Source organism: Zestomonas carbonaria (genome assembly GCF_904061905.1).
Taxonomy (GTDB): Bacteria; Pseudomonadota; Gammaproteobacteria; order Pseudomonadales; family Pseudomonadaceae; genus Aquipseudomonas; species Aquipseudomonas carbonaria.
On sequence record NZ_CAJFCI010000039.1, the window covers coordinates 50,557 to 66,993 of the forward strand.

Annotated in this window: 19 protein-coding genes; 11 read left to right on the forward strand and 8 right to left on the reverse strand. The window is 68.3% G+C overall.

Going from position 1 to position 16,437, the window contains the following annotated elements; all coding sequences use genetic code 11:
• From rodA to PSEWESI4_RS09590, 6 genes are read right to left on the reverse strand one after another with little or no spacing between them, the layout of a single operon-like run.
• Complete coding sequence (rodA, locus tag PSEWESI4_RS09565) at window positions 1-1,146, reverse strand: rod shape-determining protein RodA (RefSeq protein WP_456243211.1); 1,146 nt, start codon at window positions 1,144-1,146, stop codon at window positions 1-3.
• On the reverse strand, window positions 1,143-3,041 hold the full coding sequence (mrdA, locus tag PSEWESI4_RS09570; RefSeq protein ID WP_187670974.1) for a penicillin-binding protein 2: 1,899 nt from the start codon (window positions 3,039-3,041) through the stop codon (window positions 1,143-1,145). The genes rodA and mrdA overlap by 4 nt, the downstream gene beginning before the upstream one ends.
• Before the next feature lie 14 nt (window positions 3,042-3,055).
• A complete protein-coding gene (gene rlmH / locus PSEWESI4_RS09575) occupies window positions 3,056-3,523 on the reverse strand; it encodes a 23S rRNA (pseudouridine(1915)-N(3))-methyltransferase RlmH (protein WP_187670975.1) in 468 nt (155 codons plus the stop codon).
• Window positions 3,524-3,526: 3 nt separating this feature from the next.
• Window positions 3,527-3,877 (reverse strand): ribosome silencing factor, encoded by a 351-nt coding sequence (gene rsfS / locus PSEWESI4_RS09580; RefSeq protein WP_187670976.1) that lies wholly within the window; start codon window positions 3,875-3,877, stop codon window positions 3,527-3,529.
• A gap of 13 nt (window positions 3,878-3,890) precedes the next feature.
• A complete protein-coding gene (gene nadD / locus PSEWESI4_RS09585; RefSeq protein ID WP_187670977.1) occupies window positions 3,891-4,550 on the reverse strand; it encodes a nicotinate-nucleotide adenylyltransferase in 660 nt (219 codons plus the stop codon).
• A complete protein-coding gene (locus tag PSEWESI4_RS09590; RefSeq protein WP_187670978.1) occupies window positions 4,543-5,811 on the reverse strand; it encodes a glutamate-5-semialdehyde dehydrogenase in 1,269 nt (422 codons plus the stop codon). The genes nadD and PSEWESI4_RS09590 overlap by 8 nt, the downstream gene beginning before the upstream one ends.
• Window positions 5,812-6,091: 280 nt before the next feature.
• Between PSEWESI4_RS09590 and PSEWESI4_RS09595 the strand changes: the two genes are divergently transcribed.
• Window positions 6,092-7,321: an alpha/beta fold hydrolase gene (locus PSEWESI4_RS09595; RefSeq protein ID WP_187670979.1), complete on the forward strand. Its 1,230-nt coding sequence runs from the start codon at window positions 6,092-6,094 to the stop codon at window positions 7,319-7,321.
• 214 nt (window positions 7,322-7,535) lie between these two features.
• Here PSEWESI4_RS09595 and PSEWESI4_RS09600 read toward each other — a convergent pair whose 3' ends face one another.
• Window positions 7,536-8,387, reverse strand: a complete 852-nt coding sequence (locus PSEWESI4_RS09600; protein ID WP_187670980.1) for a class I SAM-dependent methyltransferase — start codon at window positions 8,385-8,387, stop codon at window positions 7,536-7,538.
• Between the two features lie 64 nt (window positions 8,388-8,451).
• On the opposite strand from PSEWESI4_RS09600, the gene PSEWESI4_RS09605 reads away from it, so the two are divergent.
• Both PSEWESI4_RS09605 and PSEWESI4_RS09610 read left to right on the forward strand, forming a co-directional pair.
• Entirely contained in the window at window positions 8,452-9,183 is a 732-nt protein-coding gene (locus PSEWESI4_RS09605) for a DNA-3-methyladenine glycosylase (RefSeq protein ID WP_187670981.1), read from the forward strand.
• Window positions 9,184-9,186: 3 nt separating this feature from the next.
• Window positions 9,187-10,503: a bifunctional DedA family/phosphatase PAP2 family protein gene (locus tag PSEWESI4_RS09610; RefSeq protein WP_187670982.1), complete on the forward strand. Its 1,317-nt coding sequence runs from the start codon at window positions 9,187-9,189 to the stop codon at window positions 10,501-10,503.
• A gap of 79 nt (window positions 10,504-10,582) precedes the next feature.
• Here PSEWESI4_RS09610 and PSEWESI4_RS09615 read toward each other — a convergent pair whose 3' ends face one another.
• Complete coding sequence (locus tag PSEWESI4_RS09615) at window positions 10,583-11,611, reverse strand: AraC family transcriptional regulator (protein ID WP_187671087.1); 1,029 nt, start codon at window positions 11,609-11,611, stop codon at window positions 10,583-10,585.
• Window positions 11,612-11,777: 166 nt separating this feature from the next.
• On the opposite strand from PSEWESI4_RS09615, the gene PSEWESI4_RS09620 reads away from it, so the two are divergent.
• From PSEWESI4_RS09620 to PSEWESI4_RS09655, 8 genes are all read left to right on the forward strand, one after another.
• Window positions 11,778-12,638: a MaoC family dehydratase gene (locus PSEWESI4_RS09620; RefSeq protein WP_187670983.1), complete on the forward strand. Its 861-nt coding sequence runs from the start codon at window positions 11,778-11,780 to the stop codon at window positions 12,636-12,638.
• Between the two features lie 137 nt (window positions 12,639-12,775).
• Window positions 12,776-13,081: a nucleotide pyrophosphohydrolase gene (locus PSEWESI4_RS09625; protein ID WP_187670984.1), complete on the forward strand. Its 306-nt coding sequence runs from the start codon at window positions 12,776-12,778 to the stop codon at window positions 13,079-13,081.
• Entirely contained in the window at window positions 13,078-13,827 is a 750-nt protein-coding gene (locus PSEWESI4_RS09630; protein WP_187670985.1) for a methyltransferase domain-containing protein, read from the forward strand. Before PSEWESI4_RS09625 ends, PSEWESI4_RS09630 begins: the two co-directional genes overlap by 4 nt.
• 10 nt (window positions 13,828-13,837) lie before the next feature.
• Window positions 13,838-14,428: a DUF4136 domain-containing protein gene (locus tag PSEWESI4_RS09635; RefSeq protein WP_187670986.1), complete on the forward strand. Its 591-nt coding sequence runs from the start codon at window positions 13,838-13,840 to the stop codon at window positions 14,426-14,428.
• A gap of 75 nt (window positions 14,429-14,503) precedes the next feature.
• Entirely contained in the window at window positions 14,504-15,070 is a 567-nt protein-coding gene (locus tag PSEWESI4_RS09640; protein ID WP_187670987.1) for a DUF4136 domain-containing protein, read from the forward strand.
• A 25-nt stretch (window positions 15,071-15,095) separates the two neighbouring features.
• Complete coding sequence (locus PSEWESI4_RS09645) at window positions 15,096-15,584, forward strand: GNAT family N-acetyltransferase (RefSeq protein ID WP_187670988.1); 489 nt, start codon at window positions 15,096-15,098, stop codon at window positions 15,582-15,584.
• Window positions 15,577-15,945: a DsrE family protein gene (locus PSEWESI4_RS09650; protein ID WP_187670989.1), complete on the forward strand. Its 369-nt coding sequence runs from the start codon at window positions 15,577-15,579 to the stop codon at window positions 15,943-15,945. Before PSEWESI4_RS09645 ends, PSEWESI4_RS09650 begins: the two co-directional genes overlap by 8 nt.
• Window positions 15,942-16,397, forward strand: coding sequence for a glycine cleavage system protein H (locus PSEWESI4_RS09655; protein ID WP_187670990.1), 456 nt, complete (start codon window positions 15,942-15,944; stop codon window positions 16,395-16,397). The genes PSEWESI4_RS09650 and PSEWESI4_RS09655 overlap by 4 nt, the downstream gene beginning before the upstream one ends.
• Window positions 16,398-16,437 lie beyond the last annotated feature (40 nt).

Consider the following 16,437-nt stretch of genomic DNA (forward strand, 5'->3'; position numbering starts at 1 on the left):
TCAAACCTGCGCGATCCACTTACGGTGTGTGTGGATCGCCATCAACAGCCCAAACCCTGACAGCAGCGTAACCAGGTGAGTTCCGCCATAGCTGATAAAGGGAAGGGGCACCCCCACCACCGGCAACAGGCCACTGACCATGCCGATGTTCACGAATACATAGACGAAGAAGGTCATCGTCAACGCACCGGCCAGCAGTTTGCCGAACAATGTCTGCGCCTGCACGGTGATCACCAGTCCACGGCCGATCAGCAGCAGGTACATCAGCAGCAGCAGACAGATGCCGACCAGGCCGAACTCCTCGCCAAGCACGGCAATGATAAAGTCCGTATGACTTTCCGGCAAAAAATCCAGGTGCGACTGGGTGCCGAGCAGCCAGCCCTTGCCGAACACCCCGCCGGAGCCGATCGCCGCCTTGGACTGGATGATGTTCCAGCCGGTGCCCAGCGGGTCGCTTTCCGGGTCGAGGAAGGTCAGCACGCGCTGCTTCTGGTAGTCGTGCATGATGAAGAACCACATGCCGACGGCGATCGGCACCACCGCCGCCGCCGCGCTGAGGATCCAGCGCCATTGCAGGCCGGCGATGAACAGCACGAACACCCCGGAGGCGAGGATCAGCAGCGAGGTGCCGAGGTCCGGCTGGCGGATGATCAGCGCGAAGGGCACGAAGACCAGCGCCAGGCTCACCACCACGTGCTTGAGCTTGGGCGGCAGGCTGCGCTTGGCCAGGTACCAGGCGATGGTCGCCGGCATGATGATCTTCATGAATTCGGCGGGCTGGAAGCGGATCACCCCGGGGATGTTGATCCAGCGCGTGGCGCCCATGGCGTTGTGGCCCATCACGTCGACCACCACCAGCAGGCCGACGCCGACCACATAACCGAGCGGCACCCAGCGCGCCAGGAAGCGCGGCTCGAACTGGGCGATGACGATCATGCCGACCAGCCCGATGGCGAAGGAGGTGGCCTGCTTGATCAGCAGGTCCCAGTTCTTGCCGCTGGCCGAATAGAGCACGAACAGGCTGCCGGCGGCGAGCATCAGCAACAACAGCAGCAGGACGCCGTCGATGTGCAGGCGCTGGAGCAGGCTGGAGCGCCGGCGCAGCACGTCCTCGTTGGACAGGGTACGGTCGAAGTTGCTGTTCATCGGCTGACGCTCGTGTTGTCGCTGAGCGGTTGCTGCGGGCGGAATTCGGCCTTCAACTGGCCTTCCTCGTCGAGCAACCAGGCATCCATCACCTGCTTGACCACCGGCGCCGCCACCCCGGAGCCGGACTCGCCGTTCTCCACCATCACCGACACGGCGATCCGTGGGTTCTCCGCCGGGGCGAAGCCGACGAACAGGGCGTGGTCGCGGTGGCGCTCCTGGATCTTGTTGCGGTCGTACTTCTCGCCCTGCTTGATGGCCACCACCTGCGCCGTGCCGCTCTTGCCGGCGATGCGGTAGACCGACGCATCGCCGACCTTGCGCGCGGTGCCGCGGGCGCCGTGGACCACCTGCTCCATGCCGACCCGCGCGTAATCCCAGAAACGCTCGTCGCGCAGTTCGATGTCCGGCAGCGGGTCAGGGTCGACCGGCGGCTGGCCGCCGATGGTCTTGGCCAGGTGCGGGCGAATCCACTTGCCGCGATTGGCCACCAGCGCGGTGGCCTGCGCCAGTTGCAGCGGGGTGGACTGCATGTAGCCCTGGCCGATGCCGAGGATCAGCGTCTCGCCCGGGTACCAGGCCTGGCGGTAGCGGGCGCGCTTCCAGTCGCGCGACGGCATCAGCCCGGCGGATTCCTCGAACATGTCCAGCGACACCCGCTGGCCGAAGCCGAAACGGCTCATGTAGCTGTGCAGCCGGTCGATGCCCATCTTGTGGGCGAGATCGTAGAAGTAGGTGTCGTTGGAGCGGGCGATGGCCAGCTCCAGGCTGACCCAGCCGTCACCGTTGCGGTTCCAGTTGCGGTACTTGTGGTCATAGTTGGGCAGTTGGTAGAAGCCCGGGTCGAACACCCGGCTGACCGGCGTCACCACGCCCGCGTCCAGGCCGGCGACCGCGACCATCGGCTTGATCGTCGAGCCCGGCGGATAGAGGCCGCGCAGCACGCGGTTGAACAGCGGCCGGTCGATGGAGTCGCGCAACTCGCCATAGTCCTTGAAGCTGATGCCGGTGACGAACAGGTTGGGGTTGAAGCTCGGCTGGCTGACCATCGCCAGCACTTCGCCGGTGTTCGGGTCGATCGCCACCACCGCGCCGCGTCGCCCGCCCAGGGCCTGCTCGGCGGCCTCTTGCAGATTCACGTCGAGGCTCAGCACCAGGTCGTCGCCGGGAATCGGGTCGGTGCGCTTGAGCACGCGCAGCACACGGCCACGAGCGTTGGTCTCCACTTCCTCGTAGCCGACCTTGCCGTGCAACTGGTCCTCGTAGAAGCGTTCCACACCGGTCTTGCCGATGTGGTGGGTGCCGCTGTAGTTGACCGGGTCGAGCTTCTTCAGCTCCTGCTCGTTGATCCGCCCGACATAGCCGACCGAGTGGGCGAAATGCTCCTTCAGCGGATAGTGGCGCACCAGGCGGGCCACCACCTCGACGCCGGGCAGGCGGAACTGGTTGACCGCGATGCGGGCGATCTGCTCCTCGGACAGCTCGAACAGGATCGGCACCGGCTCGAACGGCCGGCGTCCCTGGCGCATACGCTTCTCGAACAGCGCGCGGTCTTCCTGGGTGAGTTGCAGCACCTCGACGATCACGTCCAGCGTCTGCTGCCAGTCGTCGGCGCGCTCGCGGGTCACGGTCAGGCTGAAGCTCGGCCGGTTGTCGGCGATCACCACCCCGTTGCGGTCGAAGATCAAGCCACGGGTCGGCGGGATCGGCTGCACGTGGATGCGGTTGTTTTCCGCCAGGGTCGAGTGGTAGTCGTACTGGATCACCTGCAGGTAGTACTGGCGGGCTACCAGCACGCCGGTCAACAGCAGGATGCCGATCGCGCCGACGATCACCCGCGAACGCACCAGGCGGGCGTCTTTCTCGTGATCTTTGAGGCGAATCGGCTGCGGCATCGAGGACTACTGGACTACTTGTGATAAGGGTGCCCGGACAACACGGTCCAGGCGCGATAGATCTGTTCGCCCACCAGAATGCGCACCAGCGGATGCGGCAGGGTCAGCGGCGACAGCGACCAGCGCTGCTCGCTGCGCGCGCAGACCTCCGGCGCCAACCCTTCCGGACCACCGACCATCAGGTTGACGGTGCGCGCATCCAGGCGCCAGCGCTCCAGCTCCTTGGCCAGTTGCTCGGTGCTCCACGGCTTGCCTGTCACTTCCAGGGTCACCACCTTCTCGCCGGGCTGCACCTTGGCCAGCATGGCCTCGCCCTCCTGGCGGATCAGCCGCGCCACGTCGGCATTCTTGCCACGGGTGTTCAGCGGAATCTCCACCAGGTCCAGGGGCAGCTCGGCGGGCAGGCGCTTGACGTACTCCTGCCAGCCCTCCTCGACCCAGCGCGGCATGCGCGAGCCGACGGCGATCAGTCGCAGGCGCAAGGCTTACTCCTGGTGATGGGCGCGGCTCTGCTCGGCGCCTTGCCAGAGGCGCTCGAGGTCGTAGAACTGGCGGGTGGCGACCTGCATCACGTGGACCACCACGTCGCCCAGGTCGAGCAGCGCCCATTCGCCGCCGTCCAGCCCTTCGCTGCCGAGCGGACGCACGCCCTGCTCCTTGACCTTCTCCAGCACGTTCTCGGCGAGCGCCTTGACGTGGCGGCTGGAGGTGCCGCTGGCGATCACCATGAAATCGGTGACGCTGGTTTTCTCGCGGACATCGATGGTGGTGATGTCCTGGCCTTTCAGGTCTTCCAGGGCCGCGATGGCGACCTTGGCCAGTTCTTCGTTCTGCATGTCTACCTCTGATTCAGTTCGGCGCGCGGTACAGGCCGTGCGCATGGATATAGGTGAGGACGCTGTCCGGCACCAGGTAGCGCACCGAGCGCCCCTCTGCCAACAACTGGCGAATCTGTGTGGCGGACACCGCCAGCGGCGTCTGCCAGACGAAACCGATCTGCCCGGCCGCTCCCTCGATGGCCTGCGGATCGTTGACACTGCGCGCGGCAAGCAGGTTGCGCAGGGCCTCCGGCGCCTCGCTGTCGGCATCCGGCCGCTGCAGCACCAGCATGTGGCAATGCAGCAGGAGTTCCTCCCAACGGTGCCAGGTCGGCAGGCCGCAAAAGGCGTCCCAGCCGAGCAGCAGGAAAAGCTGGTCGTCGACCTCCAGCTCGCCACGCAGCGACTCCAGCGTGTCGATGGTGTAGGACGGCTTCTCGCGCTTGAGCTCGCGATCGTCCACCCGCAGCGGCTCCACCCCGGCCACCGCCAGCTCGACCATCGCCAGGCGCTGCTCCGCCGAGACCTGCGGCGCCTCGCGGTGCGGCGGCCGCGCGCTGGGGACCAGGCGCAGCTCGTCGAGGCGGAACTGCTCGGCGACTTCCAGTGCGCCACGCAGGTGGCCGATATGCACGGGATCGAAAGTACCGCCGAGGATGCCGATGCGTCGGGCGCCGTTGCGTTTAGGCATTCTGGCCGCGCAACTGACCGTCGCCGATCACCACGTACTTCTCGCAGGTCAGGCCTTCCAGGCCGACCGGGCCGCGAGCGTGCAGCTTGTCGGTAGAGATACCGATCTCGGCCCCCAGGCCATACTCGAATCCGTCGGCGAAGCAGGTCGGCGTGTTGAGCATCACCGAGGCGGAGTCCACCTCGGCGAGGAAACGCCGGGCATTGCCCTGGTGCTCGGTCACGATGGCGTCGGTGTGGTGCGAGCCGTAGCGGTTGATGTGCTCTATGGCCTGCTCCAGATCATCGACCACGCGGATCGACAGGATCGCCGCCAGGTACTCGGTGCTCCAGTCCTCCTCCGTCGCCGGCAACGCCTCGATGACCGCCCGGGTACGTTCGCAACCGCGCAGCTCCACGCCCTTGTCACGGAACCGCGCCGCCATGCCGGGCAGGAACCGCTCGGCGACGGCCACGTCCACCAGCAGGGTCTCCATCGCCCCGCAGATGCCGTAGCGGTAGGTCTTGGCGTTGAACGCAATATCCAGGGCCTTGGCCAGGTCGGCATGGGCGTCGACGTAAACGTGGCAGATGCCGTCCAGATGCTTGATCACCGGCACCCGCGCATCGCGGCTTATGCGCTCGATCAGCCCCTTGCCTCCGCGCGGGACGATCACGTCGACGAACTCCGGCATCGCGATCAGCGCGCCGACGGCGGCGCGGTCGGTGGTTTCCACCACCTGCACGGCGGCCGCGGGCAGATCGGCTGTCGCCAGCCCTTTCTGGATGCAGGCGGCGATGGCGCGGTTGGAGTGGATGGCCTCGGAGCCGCCACGCAGGATGGTGGCGTTGCCGGACTTCAGGCACAGGCTGGCGGCATCGATGGTCACGTTCGGGCGCGACTCGTAGATGATGCCTATCACCCCCAGCGGCACGCGCATCTTGCCGACCTGGATACCCGACGGCCGATAGCTCATGTCGCGAATGGCGCCGACCGGGTCGGACAGCGTGGCGACCTGGCGCAGGCCCTCGATCATCCCGTCGATGCGCGCGGGAGTCAGCGCCAGGCGATCCAGCAGCGCCGGCTCCAGACCGCTTTCGCGACCTGCGGCCAGGTCTTTCTCGTTGGCGGCGGTCAGCTCGACGCGGGCGGCGTCGAGGGCATCGGCGGCGGCGTGCAGGGCGCGGTTCTTCTGCGCGGTGCTGGCACGCGCGAGCACCCGCGAGGCCTCGCGCGCGGCGCGGCCCAGGCGGGTCATGTAGTCGAGCACGGACTCGGTCATGGTCTCGGTGGTCTGGCAGTTGGGAAAAGTTGCTGATTATAGCGACCCCGCCGCCCCGCGCCCAGCAGCGTCGGGCGGATGGTAGACGGCGCGTTCCAGGCCGCACGCCGGTAACGGTCGAGGCGCCCGCCCGGCCCCCGCCCCGGCGAGACGGTGACACCCGGCCGGCCGTGCCGCCCGAAGGTTGGGTAAACAAAAACCGGCCCGCTGTTTACCTTCCATACAGCCCCACCGCCGGCGCAGTTTGCCGAACGACAAGAACAACAGCCGGAGCACCGCCATGCGTTACCGTACCGACTACTGCGCCAGCCTGCTGGTGGACGACCCCGCCACGCTCGACCTCGGCCCCTGGCAACTGCGTTACCTGGCGTTCTCCAGCCGCGCCGACGACCGCCGCTCGCCGGTATTGCTGCTCGGCGGCGCGTTCCAGTGCTTTCGTTCGTTCGCCGGCGAAGTGCAGGAACTGCTCGCCGACCACCCGGTGATCCTCCTCGACCTGCCCAGCCAGGGCTGCAACCTGCAACTGGCGCCGGAGCTGTGCCTGGAAGACCTCGCCGACCTGATCGCCGCCTTCGCCGAGGAACTGGGCCTGCCGCCGCTGCTACCCATCGGCCTGTCCTACGGCTCGGCGCTGGCCGCGCTGTTCGCCTCCCGCCACCCCCGCCACTGCGCGCGCCTGCTGCTGGCCGGGATCACCGCCTTCGGTCGTCCCGGCGCGCGGCGCCTGCTGGAGGAAAGCCTGGTGCTGCTGGACGAAGGCCGGCTGGGCGAGTTCGCCCAGGGCGCGCTGACCGGCCTGATCAACCCGCTGCGCCTGGACGAGACCGGCGTATCCCCGGTGTTCCGCAAGGCCCTGCTGCGCCAGTTGCAGCGCCTCGGCGCGGACGAGATCGAACGCTACCGGCAGAACAGCCGGCGCCTGCTGGCCTTCTCCGGCTTCGCCCGGCATCCGGATTGCCCGACCCTGGTGCTGGCCGGCGAACACGACCACTTCACCCAGCCCTGGGAGCACGCGCAGTTCGCCGCCGCCTGCGCCTCGGCCGATTGCGTGCTGATCCATGGCGCCGACCACCTCGCCCAGTTCGAACGCCGCGCCGCCTGTGCCGCGCAGTACCTGCCGTTCCTGCGCGGCGCCGAGCCGCCGCTCGCCAGCCCGGGCAGCACGCGCCTGGCGCGCAGCCAACTGGCCCACCTGGAACGCCGCCAGGAACCGCGCCACCCGCCCCGCAACCGCCGCGCCCGCCTGCGTCATATCGAGGGTGGCGAGTGGCCGGTTGAGATTGCCGAACTGGGCTTCTTCGGCTGCCTGCTGAATGGCGAACTGCCTGTGGGCCTGCCGTCGCGCAACTGGCTGCTGGTCCCCGACGACCTGCCGCCGCAGCCCCTGCTGCCGCTACGCCAGGATGCCAGCGGCCTGGCCTGCGTGTTCACGCACATCGACGCCCAGGCCAGCGCGGCGCTGGCCGAACTGGTCGGCGCCACGGAGCTACCGGCCGCGGCCTGTGCGTAGCGCGTAGGATGGGTGAAACCCATCGCTCCCTGCCATGGGGATTGGGTCCGCCCCTCACCCCAGCCCTCTCCCGAAGGGAGAGGGAGTCAGCCCGAGTTGTCGGTAAGCACGGTGCATGATTCCGACACCGAACGGCCCCCTCTCCCCTTGGGAGAGGGCTGGGGTGAGGGAACGCGCTTTCCCTCTACGCCACCACCGACCAGCAAAGCCATATCTACGCAGCCCGCGCCTCGATCACCCGCAACATGCTGGGCATGTTCAGCCTGGGCAGTTCGATATCGATGCGGTCGGGATCGTGCACCTCGACCTGGGCGAAACCGCATTTACGAAAGGCCGCGACGATCTCGAGCTCGTCGCGGTAGTGCAGCCAGTAGCCGCCACGGGTCAGCCGGCCGACCACGTCGATCCCCCAGCGCAACTGGCGGTAGCGCGGATGTTCGCGCAGGTCGGGATAGAGCTCGGTGAGGTAGATGCCCTGTGGAAAACCCGCCAGTTGCGCGGCCAGGCGCGTCCAGAAGCCCTCCAGCGCGGCCAGCGGGAAGTAGTTGACCAGCCCCTCGGTGATCACCAGTACCGGCTCGCTGCGATCCAGCTCCGCGAACAACGATGCCAGGCTCAGTTCGCCCTGCTCGGCGAGGATATCCACGTCGCGCACCCGGTGGCGGCTGTCCAGCCAGCCCTCGCCGTGCAGCAACAGGCGCTTGCGCGCGGCCATCGCCGGCAGGTCGGCCTCCAGGTAGCGCAACCGCGGGTAGCGCTGGCAGAAACGCCGGCCGCGCGGCGACAGGCCGCAGGCGATCTCCACCACCTGGCGCACGCCGCCCTGCTCGATGGCCTCGCCCAGCCGCGCATCGAGCAGCAGGTGACGCTGTAACAGGATGTTTTCCAGATCCAGCCCGGACAGCTCGCGCACGCCCCAGGTCAGCGGCGTCAGCAGGGTGTGGGCAAAGCGCCCGAAGCCTGTGGCGAAGGCCGGTTCGGAGAGTTCGTGGCGATACCAGACATAGCCGGTGTAGTGCGCGCTGGGGCTGATGTGGACGCTGTCGGTACGGGCACGTGGAGACATGGTCACAGCTCTTGTTGTTATCATCGCACCCAGCCTAAGCCCTACCGAATCCCCCTGACAGCCCATGCTCGCCGATCCCAACCTTGGTTTGTCCACCACCGCCTCCCCGTCCTGGCCCAATGGCCGCGCCCTGCCCGACGGCTTCTTCGACCGCGATGCGCAGACCGTCGCCCGCGCGCTGCTCGGCAAGGTGATCCGCCACCGTATCGAGGGCCTGTGGCTGGCAGCGCGGATCATCGAGACCGAGGCCTATTACCTGGAGGACAAGGGCAGCCACGCCTCGCTCGGCTACACCGAGAAGCGCCGCGCGCTGTTCGCGGACGGCGGCCACATCTATATGTACTACGCGCGCGGCGGCGACTCGCTGAACTTCAGCGCCCACGGCCCCGGCAACGCGGTGCTGATCAAGTCCGGGCATCCCTTCGTCGACGCGCATTCCGATGCCGACAGCCTCGCGCTGATGCAGCGCCTCAACCCCGATGCGCGCGGCAACCCGCGCCCGCCCGAGAAGCTGTGCGCCGGGCAGACCCTGCTGTGCCGCAGCCTCGGCCTGAAGGTGCCGGACTGGGACGCACAACGTTTCGACCCGGAGCGGCTGTTCGTCGAGGACGTCGGCGAACGCCCCGCGCAGGTGATCCAGACCACCCGCCTGGGTATCCCCCATGGCCGCGACGAGCACCTGCTGTACCGCTTCGTCGACGCCGCCTATGCCCGTCACTGCACCCGCAACCCGCTGCGCCGTGGCCAGATCGAAGGTCGCGACTACCATCTGCTGAACGACTCGAAAGGAAGCTGATCGATGAGCGAATGGCTCGACGGCCTGACCGGCTGGCTCGCCGCGCAGCCGCAGTGGCTGGGCCTGGTGCTGTTCCTGGTGGCCTGCATCGAGTGCCTGGCGATCGCCGGCATCATCGTGCCCGGCACCGTGCTACTGTTCGCCATCGGCGTACTCGCCGGCAGCGGCGCCCTGGAACTGTGGGAGACACTGCTGCTCGCCTACCTCGGCGGCCTGCTCGGCGATGCGATCTCCTACGCCCTGGGCCGGCGCTTCCACCAGAACATCCGCCGGCTGCCGGGCCTGCGCCAGCACCCGGAATGGCTGTCCGGCGCCGAACTGTATTTCCACCGCTACGGGGTGATCAGCCTGCTGGTCGGGCGTTTCATCGGCCCGCTGCGGCCGATGCTGCCGATGGTCGCCGGCATGCTCGACATGCCGCTCGGGCGCTTCATCGGGGTCAGCCTGATCGCCGCCGCCGGCTGGTCGGTGGCCTACCTGCTGCCCGGCTGGACCACCGGCGCGGCCATGCGCCTGCCGCTGCCGCCCGGCTTCTGGAGCGACGCGGCGCTGGTGGTCGGCGGCCTGGCCCTGGTCGTCGGCCTGATCGCCCACGCCAGCATGAGCGAACACCGCTGGGTAACACCGATGAGCGCCGGGCTCTGCCTGCTGGCGCTAATCGCCCTGCTGGTCGGCTGGCCGTACTTGCAGGAGCTGGACCAGGGCCTGCTGACGCTGGTCCAGGAACAGCGCAACCCCATCCTCGACCACTACATGGTGCTGCTCACCCGCCTCGGCGACATGAGCACCCAGGTGGTGGCCGGCGCCCTGCTCTGCGGCCTGCTGCTGTTCACCCGGCAATGGCGCGCCGCCCTGTTCGCCATCGGCGCGCTGCTCGGCACCGCGCTGGCCAACGGCCTGCTCAAGGCGCTGTTCGCCCGCAGCCGCCCGGACGTGCTGCTGCAACCGCTGGACAGCTTCAGCCTGCCCAGCGGCCACAGCTCGGCGGCCTTTGCCTTCTTCCTGGTGCTGGGGATTCTCGCCAGCCGCGAGCAGCCGGTGCGCTGGCGGCTGACCTGGCTGCTGCTGGCCTGCCTGCCGGCGCTGGCGATCGCCCTGTCGCGGGTCTACCTCGGCGTGCACTGGCCCACCGACATCATCGCCGGCTCCCTGCTGGCCGCCGGCATGTGCGCCGCCAGCCTGAGCATCGCGCAGTGGCGCACGCCGCTGGCGGCCCTGGCGCCGCGCATCTGGTGGCTGGTGCTGCCGGCCTGCCTGGCGCTGCTCGGCGGTTTCTCGCTGTGGGCGCTGCCCGAGGCGTTCCAGCGCTATGCGTATTGAGGTGGGGTGGTTTATTGGATCCCCGCGAACGCGGGGACCCAGCCCCCCTGGGCCCCAGAAAAAGAACAGGAAGTCCTTCCTACAAGGAACAGTCCGAGTCGACGGTTCTCGACGCCTCGGCCTTGCCACGCCGCCGGAACTCCACCGGCGTCTCGCCGACCCAGCGCTTGAAGGCCCTGTAGAACGTGCTCGGCTCGGAGAAACCGGTGCGCTCGACGATCACCTCGATACGCTCGTCGGTCTTCAGCAACAGTTCCTTGGCCAGCCGGCAGCGGTAATCGGTGATCAGGTCGTTGAAACGCACCCCGGCCATCGCCAGCCGCTCGCGCAGGCGGCGCGGCGGCATGTCGAGGCGGCTGGCGACCTGCTCCAGGGTCGCGCCACCGTTCACCAGCAGTTCGGCGATCAGTTCGCGGACCTGGCGCACCAGGTCCAGGCGCTCCACCTCGGCCAACTGGCGACGGGCCAGCGACTCGTGGATACGCAGCAGCTCCGGCGCCGCGTGGCGCGAAGGCTTGGCTAGCACGGCGGCATCGAACGACAGGGCATAGCGATCGGCGCCCAGCTCGGCGGGGCAGCCGTAGACCGCCCGGTAGCGCTCCGGCGGTGCGCCCTCGGTGTGCATGAGCTGCACCAGGCGCGGCCTGAATTCCTGGTCGGTGAGCGCACCGAACAGGCGGATCACCGCGCCGGCCAGCATCTCCGGGAAATGCCGGCTGCTGCCGAGCTGCATGCCGAGGGAAAGCACCGCCTCCTCGCCGTTCACCTCCAGGCGCGCGCTGAGGGTGTCGGACAGCAGGCGCACGTAGCGCAGCGAGTGCTGGAGGCCGGCGCCGAAGGTTTCGCTGGAGAGGAACAGGTATTCCAGCAACAGGCCGTGGAAGGCCGGCAGATGACCGGCCAGGTGCAGGCCGACATGCTCTTCGCCGCACTCCTCGGCAGCCGCCTTCCAGAACTGGGTCTGGGCGGCATGGGGGAAACGCCCGGCCGGCAGGCCGCCCGGCGCCAGGCCGACACGTCCCAGAACCCGGTCCGGGTCGGTGCCGCTCGCGCGCAAGGCGTCGATCACCGGGCGCATCAGCGCCACATCGTCGGTCAGATCACGCATCATCGTCGGTGAGGTTCTTGTTGTTCGTGAGGCGGCGTCATCTTAGGCAGTTTTGAGCCCGCGACTCAACCGATTGACCGGGTCGCCAGCGGCGGCCGCCAGACTGCCAATGCACACGCGGGCCAGCCGGCTAAGCTGCTGCCATTCGCATCGAGGAGATATCCGCATGGCCATCGACTGGCAAGACCTGCCCGCCCCTCCCGCCCTGCCCGGCCTGTTCCTGAAGGCCGCGCTGCGCCGCAAGGTGACCGGCAGGAGCCTGCCGGACCTCGGCCTGCGCAGCCAGCTCACGGTCGATCCCGGCCACCTCGCGCGCTACCGGCAACTCTGCGCGGCCAGCGACGACGGCTGCCTGCCGCCGGCCTATCCGCACCTGCTGGCCTTCCCGCTGCAAATGCGCCTGCTCACCGACAAGCGCTTCCCCTTCCCGCTGCTCGGCCTGGTCCACCTGGAGAACCGCGTCCGCGTGCTGCGCCCGCTCGGCGGGCTGGGGCCGTTCCAGGTCGGCGTGCGCCTGGCGGACCTGCAACCGCACGCGAAGGGTGCGGTGTTCAGCCTGATCACCAGCCTGGAGGACCAGCTTGGCCCGCTCTGGGAAGGCGACAGCCGCCTGCTCTGCCGCGCCGTGCGCCTGGACGGCACGCCGGCCGAACCCGAGACGCCCGCGCCGCTGGAGCTGGCGCCGCTGGCCGACTGGTCGGCACCGGCGGACATCGGCCGGCGCTACGCGCGGGTCTCCGGCGACTACAACCCGATCCACCTCAGCGCCCTCTCCGCCCGCCTGTTCGGTTTCCCGCGCGCCATCGCCCACGGCCTGTGGAGCAAGGGCCGCGCCCTGGGCGCCCTCGCCGGGCGCCTGCCGCAGGCCGGCTACGAAGTCGAAGTGCGCTTCCAGAAGCCGGTGCTGCTTCCCAGCCACGTCGGCCTGCTCGCCAGCGCGCCGGGCGAAAGCGGGCAGTTCCAGCTCGAAGGCGCGGAAAACCTGCTGCACATGAGCGGAAGCTGGCGGCCGCTGTCAGATGGGTGACAACCCATCGTCCTCGATGTGATGGGTTGTCACCCATCCTACGGACTGGATCCCCGTGTTCGCGGGGAACCCAAAACCCGCCAACGCTTGCCTGCCGAACGCGACAGGCCGAAGCTATGCGGCTGAAGGAGAGCCGCATGAACCTCGACGAACTGACCCAACGCCTGCACGCGATCCGCGACCGCAACGACTGGCGCCGCTTCCACAGCCCGAAGAACCTGGCCATGGCCGCCAGCGTGGAAATGGCCGAACTGGTGGAAATCTTCCAGTGGCTGGGCGAGGACGAATCGCGCCGGCTGTCCGCCGAACAGCTCGAGCACGCCGGCCAGGAAGTCGGCGATATCGTCCTCTACCTGCTGCTGATGTGCGCCGAGCTGGGCATCGACATGGAACAGGCGGTGCGCGCCAAGCTGGCCGACAACGAACGGCGGTTCGCGACATGACCGACCGCCATTTCGACGAACTGGCGACACGCTTCGCCGAGAAGATCTACGGCGGCGCCAAGGGCGCGATCCGCCTCGCCGTGTTGCAGGCCGACCTCTCCGAAGCGCTGCCGGACCGGCCGCTGCGCGTGCTGGACGTCGGCGCCGGGCTCGGCCACATGGCGCTGTGGCTGGCCCAGCGCGGCCACCAGGTGACCCTCGCCGAACCGGCCGAGCCGATGATCGAAGGCGCCCGAGAACGCTTCGCCGCCGCCGGCCAGGCCGCCACGTTCATCCAGGCGCCCTGGCAGGACCTGCTCGGCCAGCTCACCGAACCCTACGACCTGGTGCTCTGCCATGCGGTGCTGGAATGGCTGGCCGATCCGCACGCCATCCTGCCGGTGCTGCACCAGCTCACCGCGCCCGAAGGCCGGCTGTCGCTGGCCTTCTACAACAAGGACGCCCTGGTCTACCGCAACCTGCTCAAGGGCCACTTCCGCAAGCTGCGCAAACAGCAGTTCGCCGGCGAGAAACAGAGCCTGACCCCGCAGCGGCCGCTCGATCCGCGCGAGCTGGCGACGCAACTCGATGGGCACTGGGAGGTCGAAAGCAGTAGCGGTGTCCGCGTGTTCCACGACTACATGCCCGTCGAGTTCCAGGCCAAGGCCGAACTCGTCGACCTGCTGGAAATGGAACTGGCCTATCGTCGCCACCCGGCCTTCGCCGGTCTCGGTCGCTACCTGCACTGGGTCTGCCGACCGCTGTAGGAGGGTCGTCATGAAACGTTCGCTCGTCCTCTTGCCGCTCTGCTTGGGGCTTCTGGCCTGCCAGAGCCCCAACCCCTACAGTGCCGACTCCGCGCCGATGCCCCCGGCGCCCGCGCACGCGGCCGATGCCATCGACCTCAGCGCCTACCCCGCTGCACCGCTGGACTTCGCCCGCTACCGCACCTGGAGCTGGCTGGCGCCGCCGAACGCGACCGGCTCGCTGAGCGCCGAGCAGATGCAGCAGATCCTCGGCAGCGGCTTCGAACAACGCGGCCTGCGCCAAGCCCAGCCAGGCAAGCCCGCCGACCTGCAAGCCCGTGCCAACGTGCGCATCGAACAGCGCATGTACCAGGCCTACGACGACGTCGGCGTCTCGTACGGGTATGGCCACTACCCCTACTGGCGCGACCACTATGGCCTGTACGGCCGGGTTCCCATCGTGCGCACCTACCAGCGCGAGGTACTGGTGCTGCGCATCGACCTGTTCGACGCCGGCAGCGGCCAGCCGGTGTGGAGCGGCAGCGGCGAAGCCTATGCCGACGGCAGGGAAGCGTTGCGCCAGGCGACCCGAAACGCGCTCGACCAGTTCCCGCCCAACTGAGCCACGGCGCCGCCGGAACTTGCCGGCGGCTGCCGCTTGGGCTTCGCTAAAAGCTCTAGCACCGGAGATTCCACCATGTCACTACGTTTCCTTTTACTGCCTGCCCTGCTCCTCCTGACGGCCTGCGAAAGCATCGAACTGAGCCGCGACTACGACCGCAGCAGGGACTTCGCCAGCTACCGTAGCTGGAGCTGGAAACAACCCATCCTGCTCTACACCCCGAACGATCCGCGCATCAAGAGCGACCTCACCGAACAGCGCATCCGCGAAGCCACCGACCAGCAACTCGAACAACGCGGCCTGCGTCCCGCGCCGGCCGGCAGCCAGGGCGACCTGCAAGTGCAGGCCGCGCTGATCGTCGAACAGCAGCAGGACCTGGTCAGCACCAGCTACGGCAACTACTGGGGCGGCTATTGGGGAAGGGGCGGCTACTGGGGCGGCCCGATGGTCACCGAGACCCGCAACGTTACCTACAAGATCGCCACCCTGCAGATCGACCTCTACGACAGCAAGGACGGCAAGCTGGTCTGGCGCGGCAGCGGCGAACAGGTCATGCGCAGCGCCCCGCCGAGCCCGCAGGAGCGCGAAACGGCGATCCGTGAAACAGTAAGCAAAGTGCTATCACAGTATCCGCCACACTGAAGCGTCTCTTCAGGAAGCCATCGCCATGCCGTCGCAGTACCTCAGCCATCGTCCAGCCAACGCCGCCGACCTCGGCGAAGTCGTCACCTTCGTGCAAGACCCGGACGAACTGTTCTTCGCCTACCCCAAGGCGGCCTGGCCGCTGACCGTCGGCCAGCTCGCCGCCGTCATGGCCGAACGCCGCGACAGCATGGTGGCGCTGCTCGACGGGCGGGTCGCCGGCTTCGCCAACTTCTACCAGTGGCAGCACGGCGAAAGCTGCGCCCTCGGTAACATGATGGTGGCGCCCTGGGCGCGCGGACACGGCGTGGCGCAGTACCTGGTCGGGGTGATGGAACAACTCGCCCGCCAGCACTTCAAGGCGCAGTCGATGCGCATCTCCTGCTTCAACGCCAACGCCGCCGGGCTGCTGCTCTACACTGCGCTGGGCTACCGGCCGCAGGCCATCGTCGAGCGCCGCGATCCGCGGGGCGGCCGGGTCGCCCTGGTGCAACTGGAGAAGTACCTTGAGTGAACCGCAACGCGTGCTGATCCTCGTCAACAGCGGGCCGAGCACCCCGGCACGCTGCGCCGCCCCCTTCCACACTGCCACCCTGCTGGCCTGCATGGACGCCGAGGTGACCCTGTTCCTCAGCGGCGAAGGCGCCCAACTGGCCCGCCGCGAAGTGGCGGAAAACCTGCGCGCCGCCGAGGGCGGAGAACCGCTGCTGCACTTCATCCGGCAAGCCAAGCTGGCCGGCGCACGCCTGCTGATGTGCCGCGCGCCGGGGCTGGAGATCGACGAGCAGGCGCTGATCGACGAACTCGACGACATCAGCAGCGGCGGCGAACTGGCGCAAATGATCCTCGAATACGACCGGGTACTGAGCCTATGAAACTGCACGGCCTGGAGTTCCCCGACCACCTGCTCTACGCGCCGGACTACAACCTATGGCTGCGCGAAGACGGCGACACCGTGGTGATCGGCCTGAGTGCCTACGGCTGCGCGATCTACGGGCAGATCTTCGCCTTCACCCCCAAGCGCGACGGCTGGCACATCGACAAGGACCGCGGCTTCGGCGTGGTCGAATTCGCCAAGGCCGCCGCCTCGGCGCGCAGCCCGCTATCCGGCACGCTGCTGGCCAGCAACGAAGCCGTGGTGCGCCGCCCGGCGCTGATCAACCAGGACTGCTACGGCGAAGGCTGGATGGTCCGCCTGCAACCGGACGACTGGCCGTCGGCACGCCACGAACTCCTCAGCGGCGAGGCCGCGCTGGCCGCTTTCGCCGAACGCATGCGCCTGGACGGCTTCGACCCGGAAAACCAAGGAGTGCAGGCGCTCTCGTAGGGTGCGCCGCGTGCACCGAATCGCTCCCTCACTCACAGAA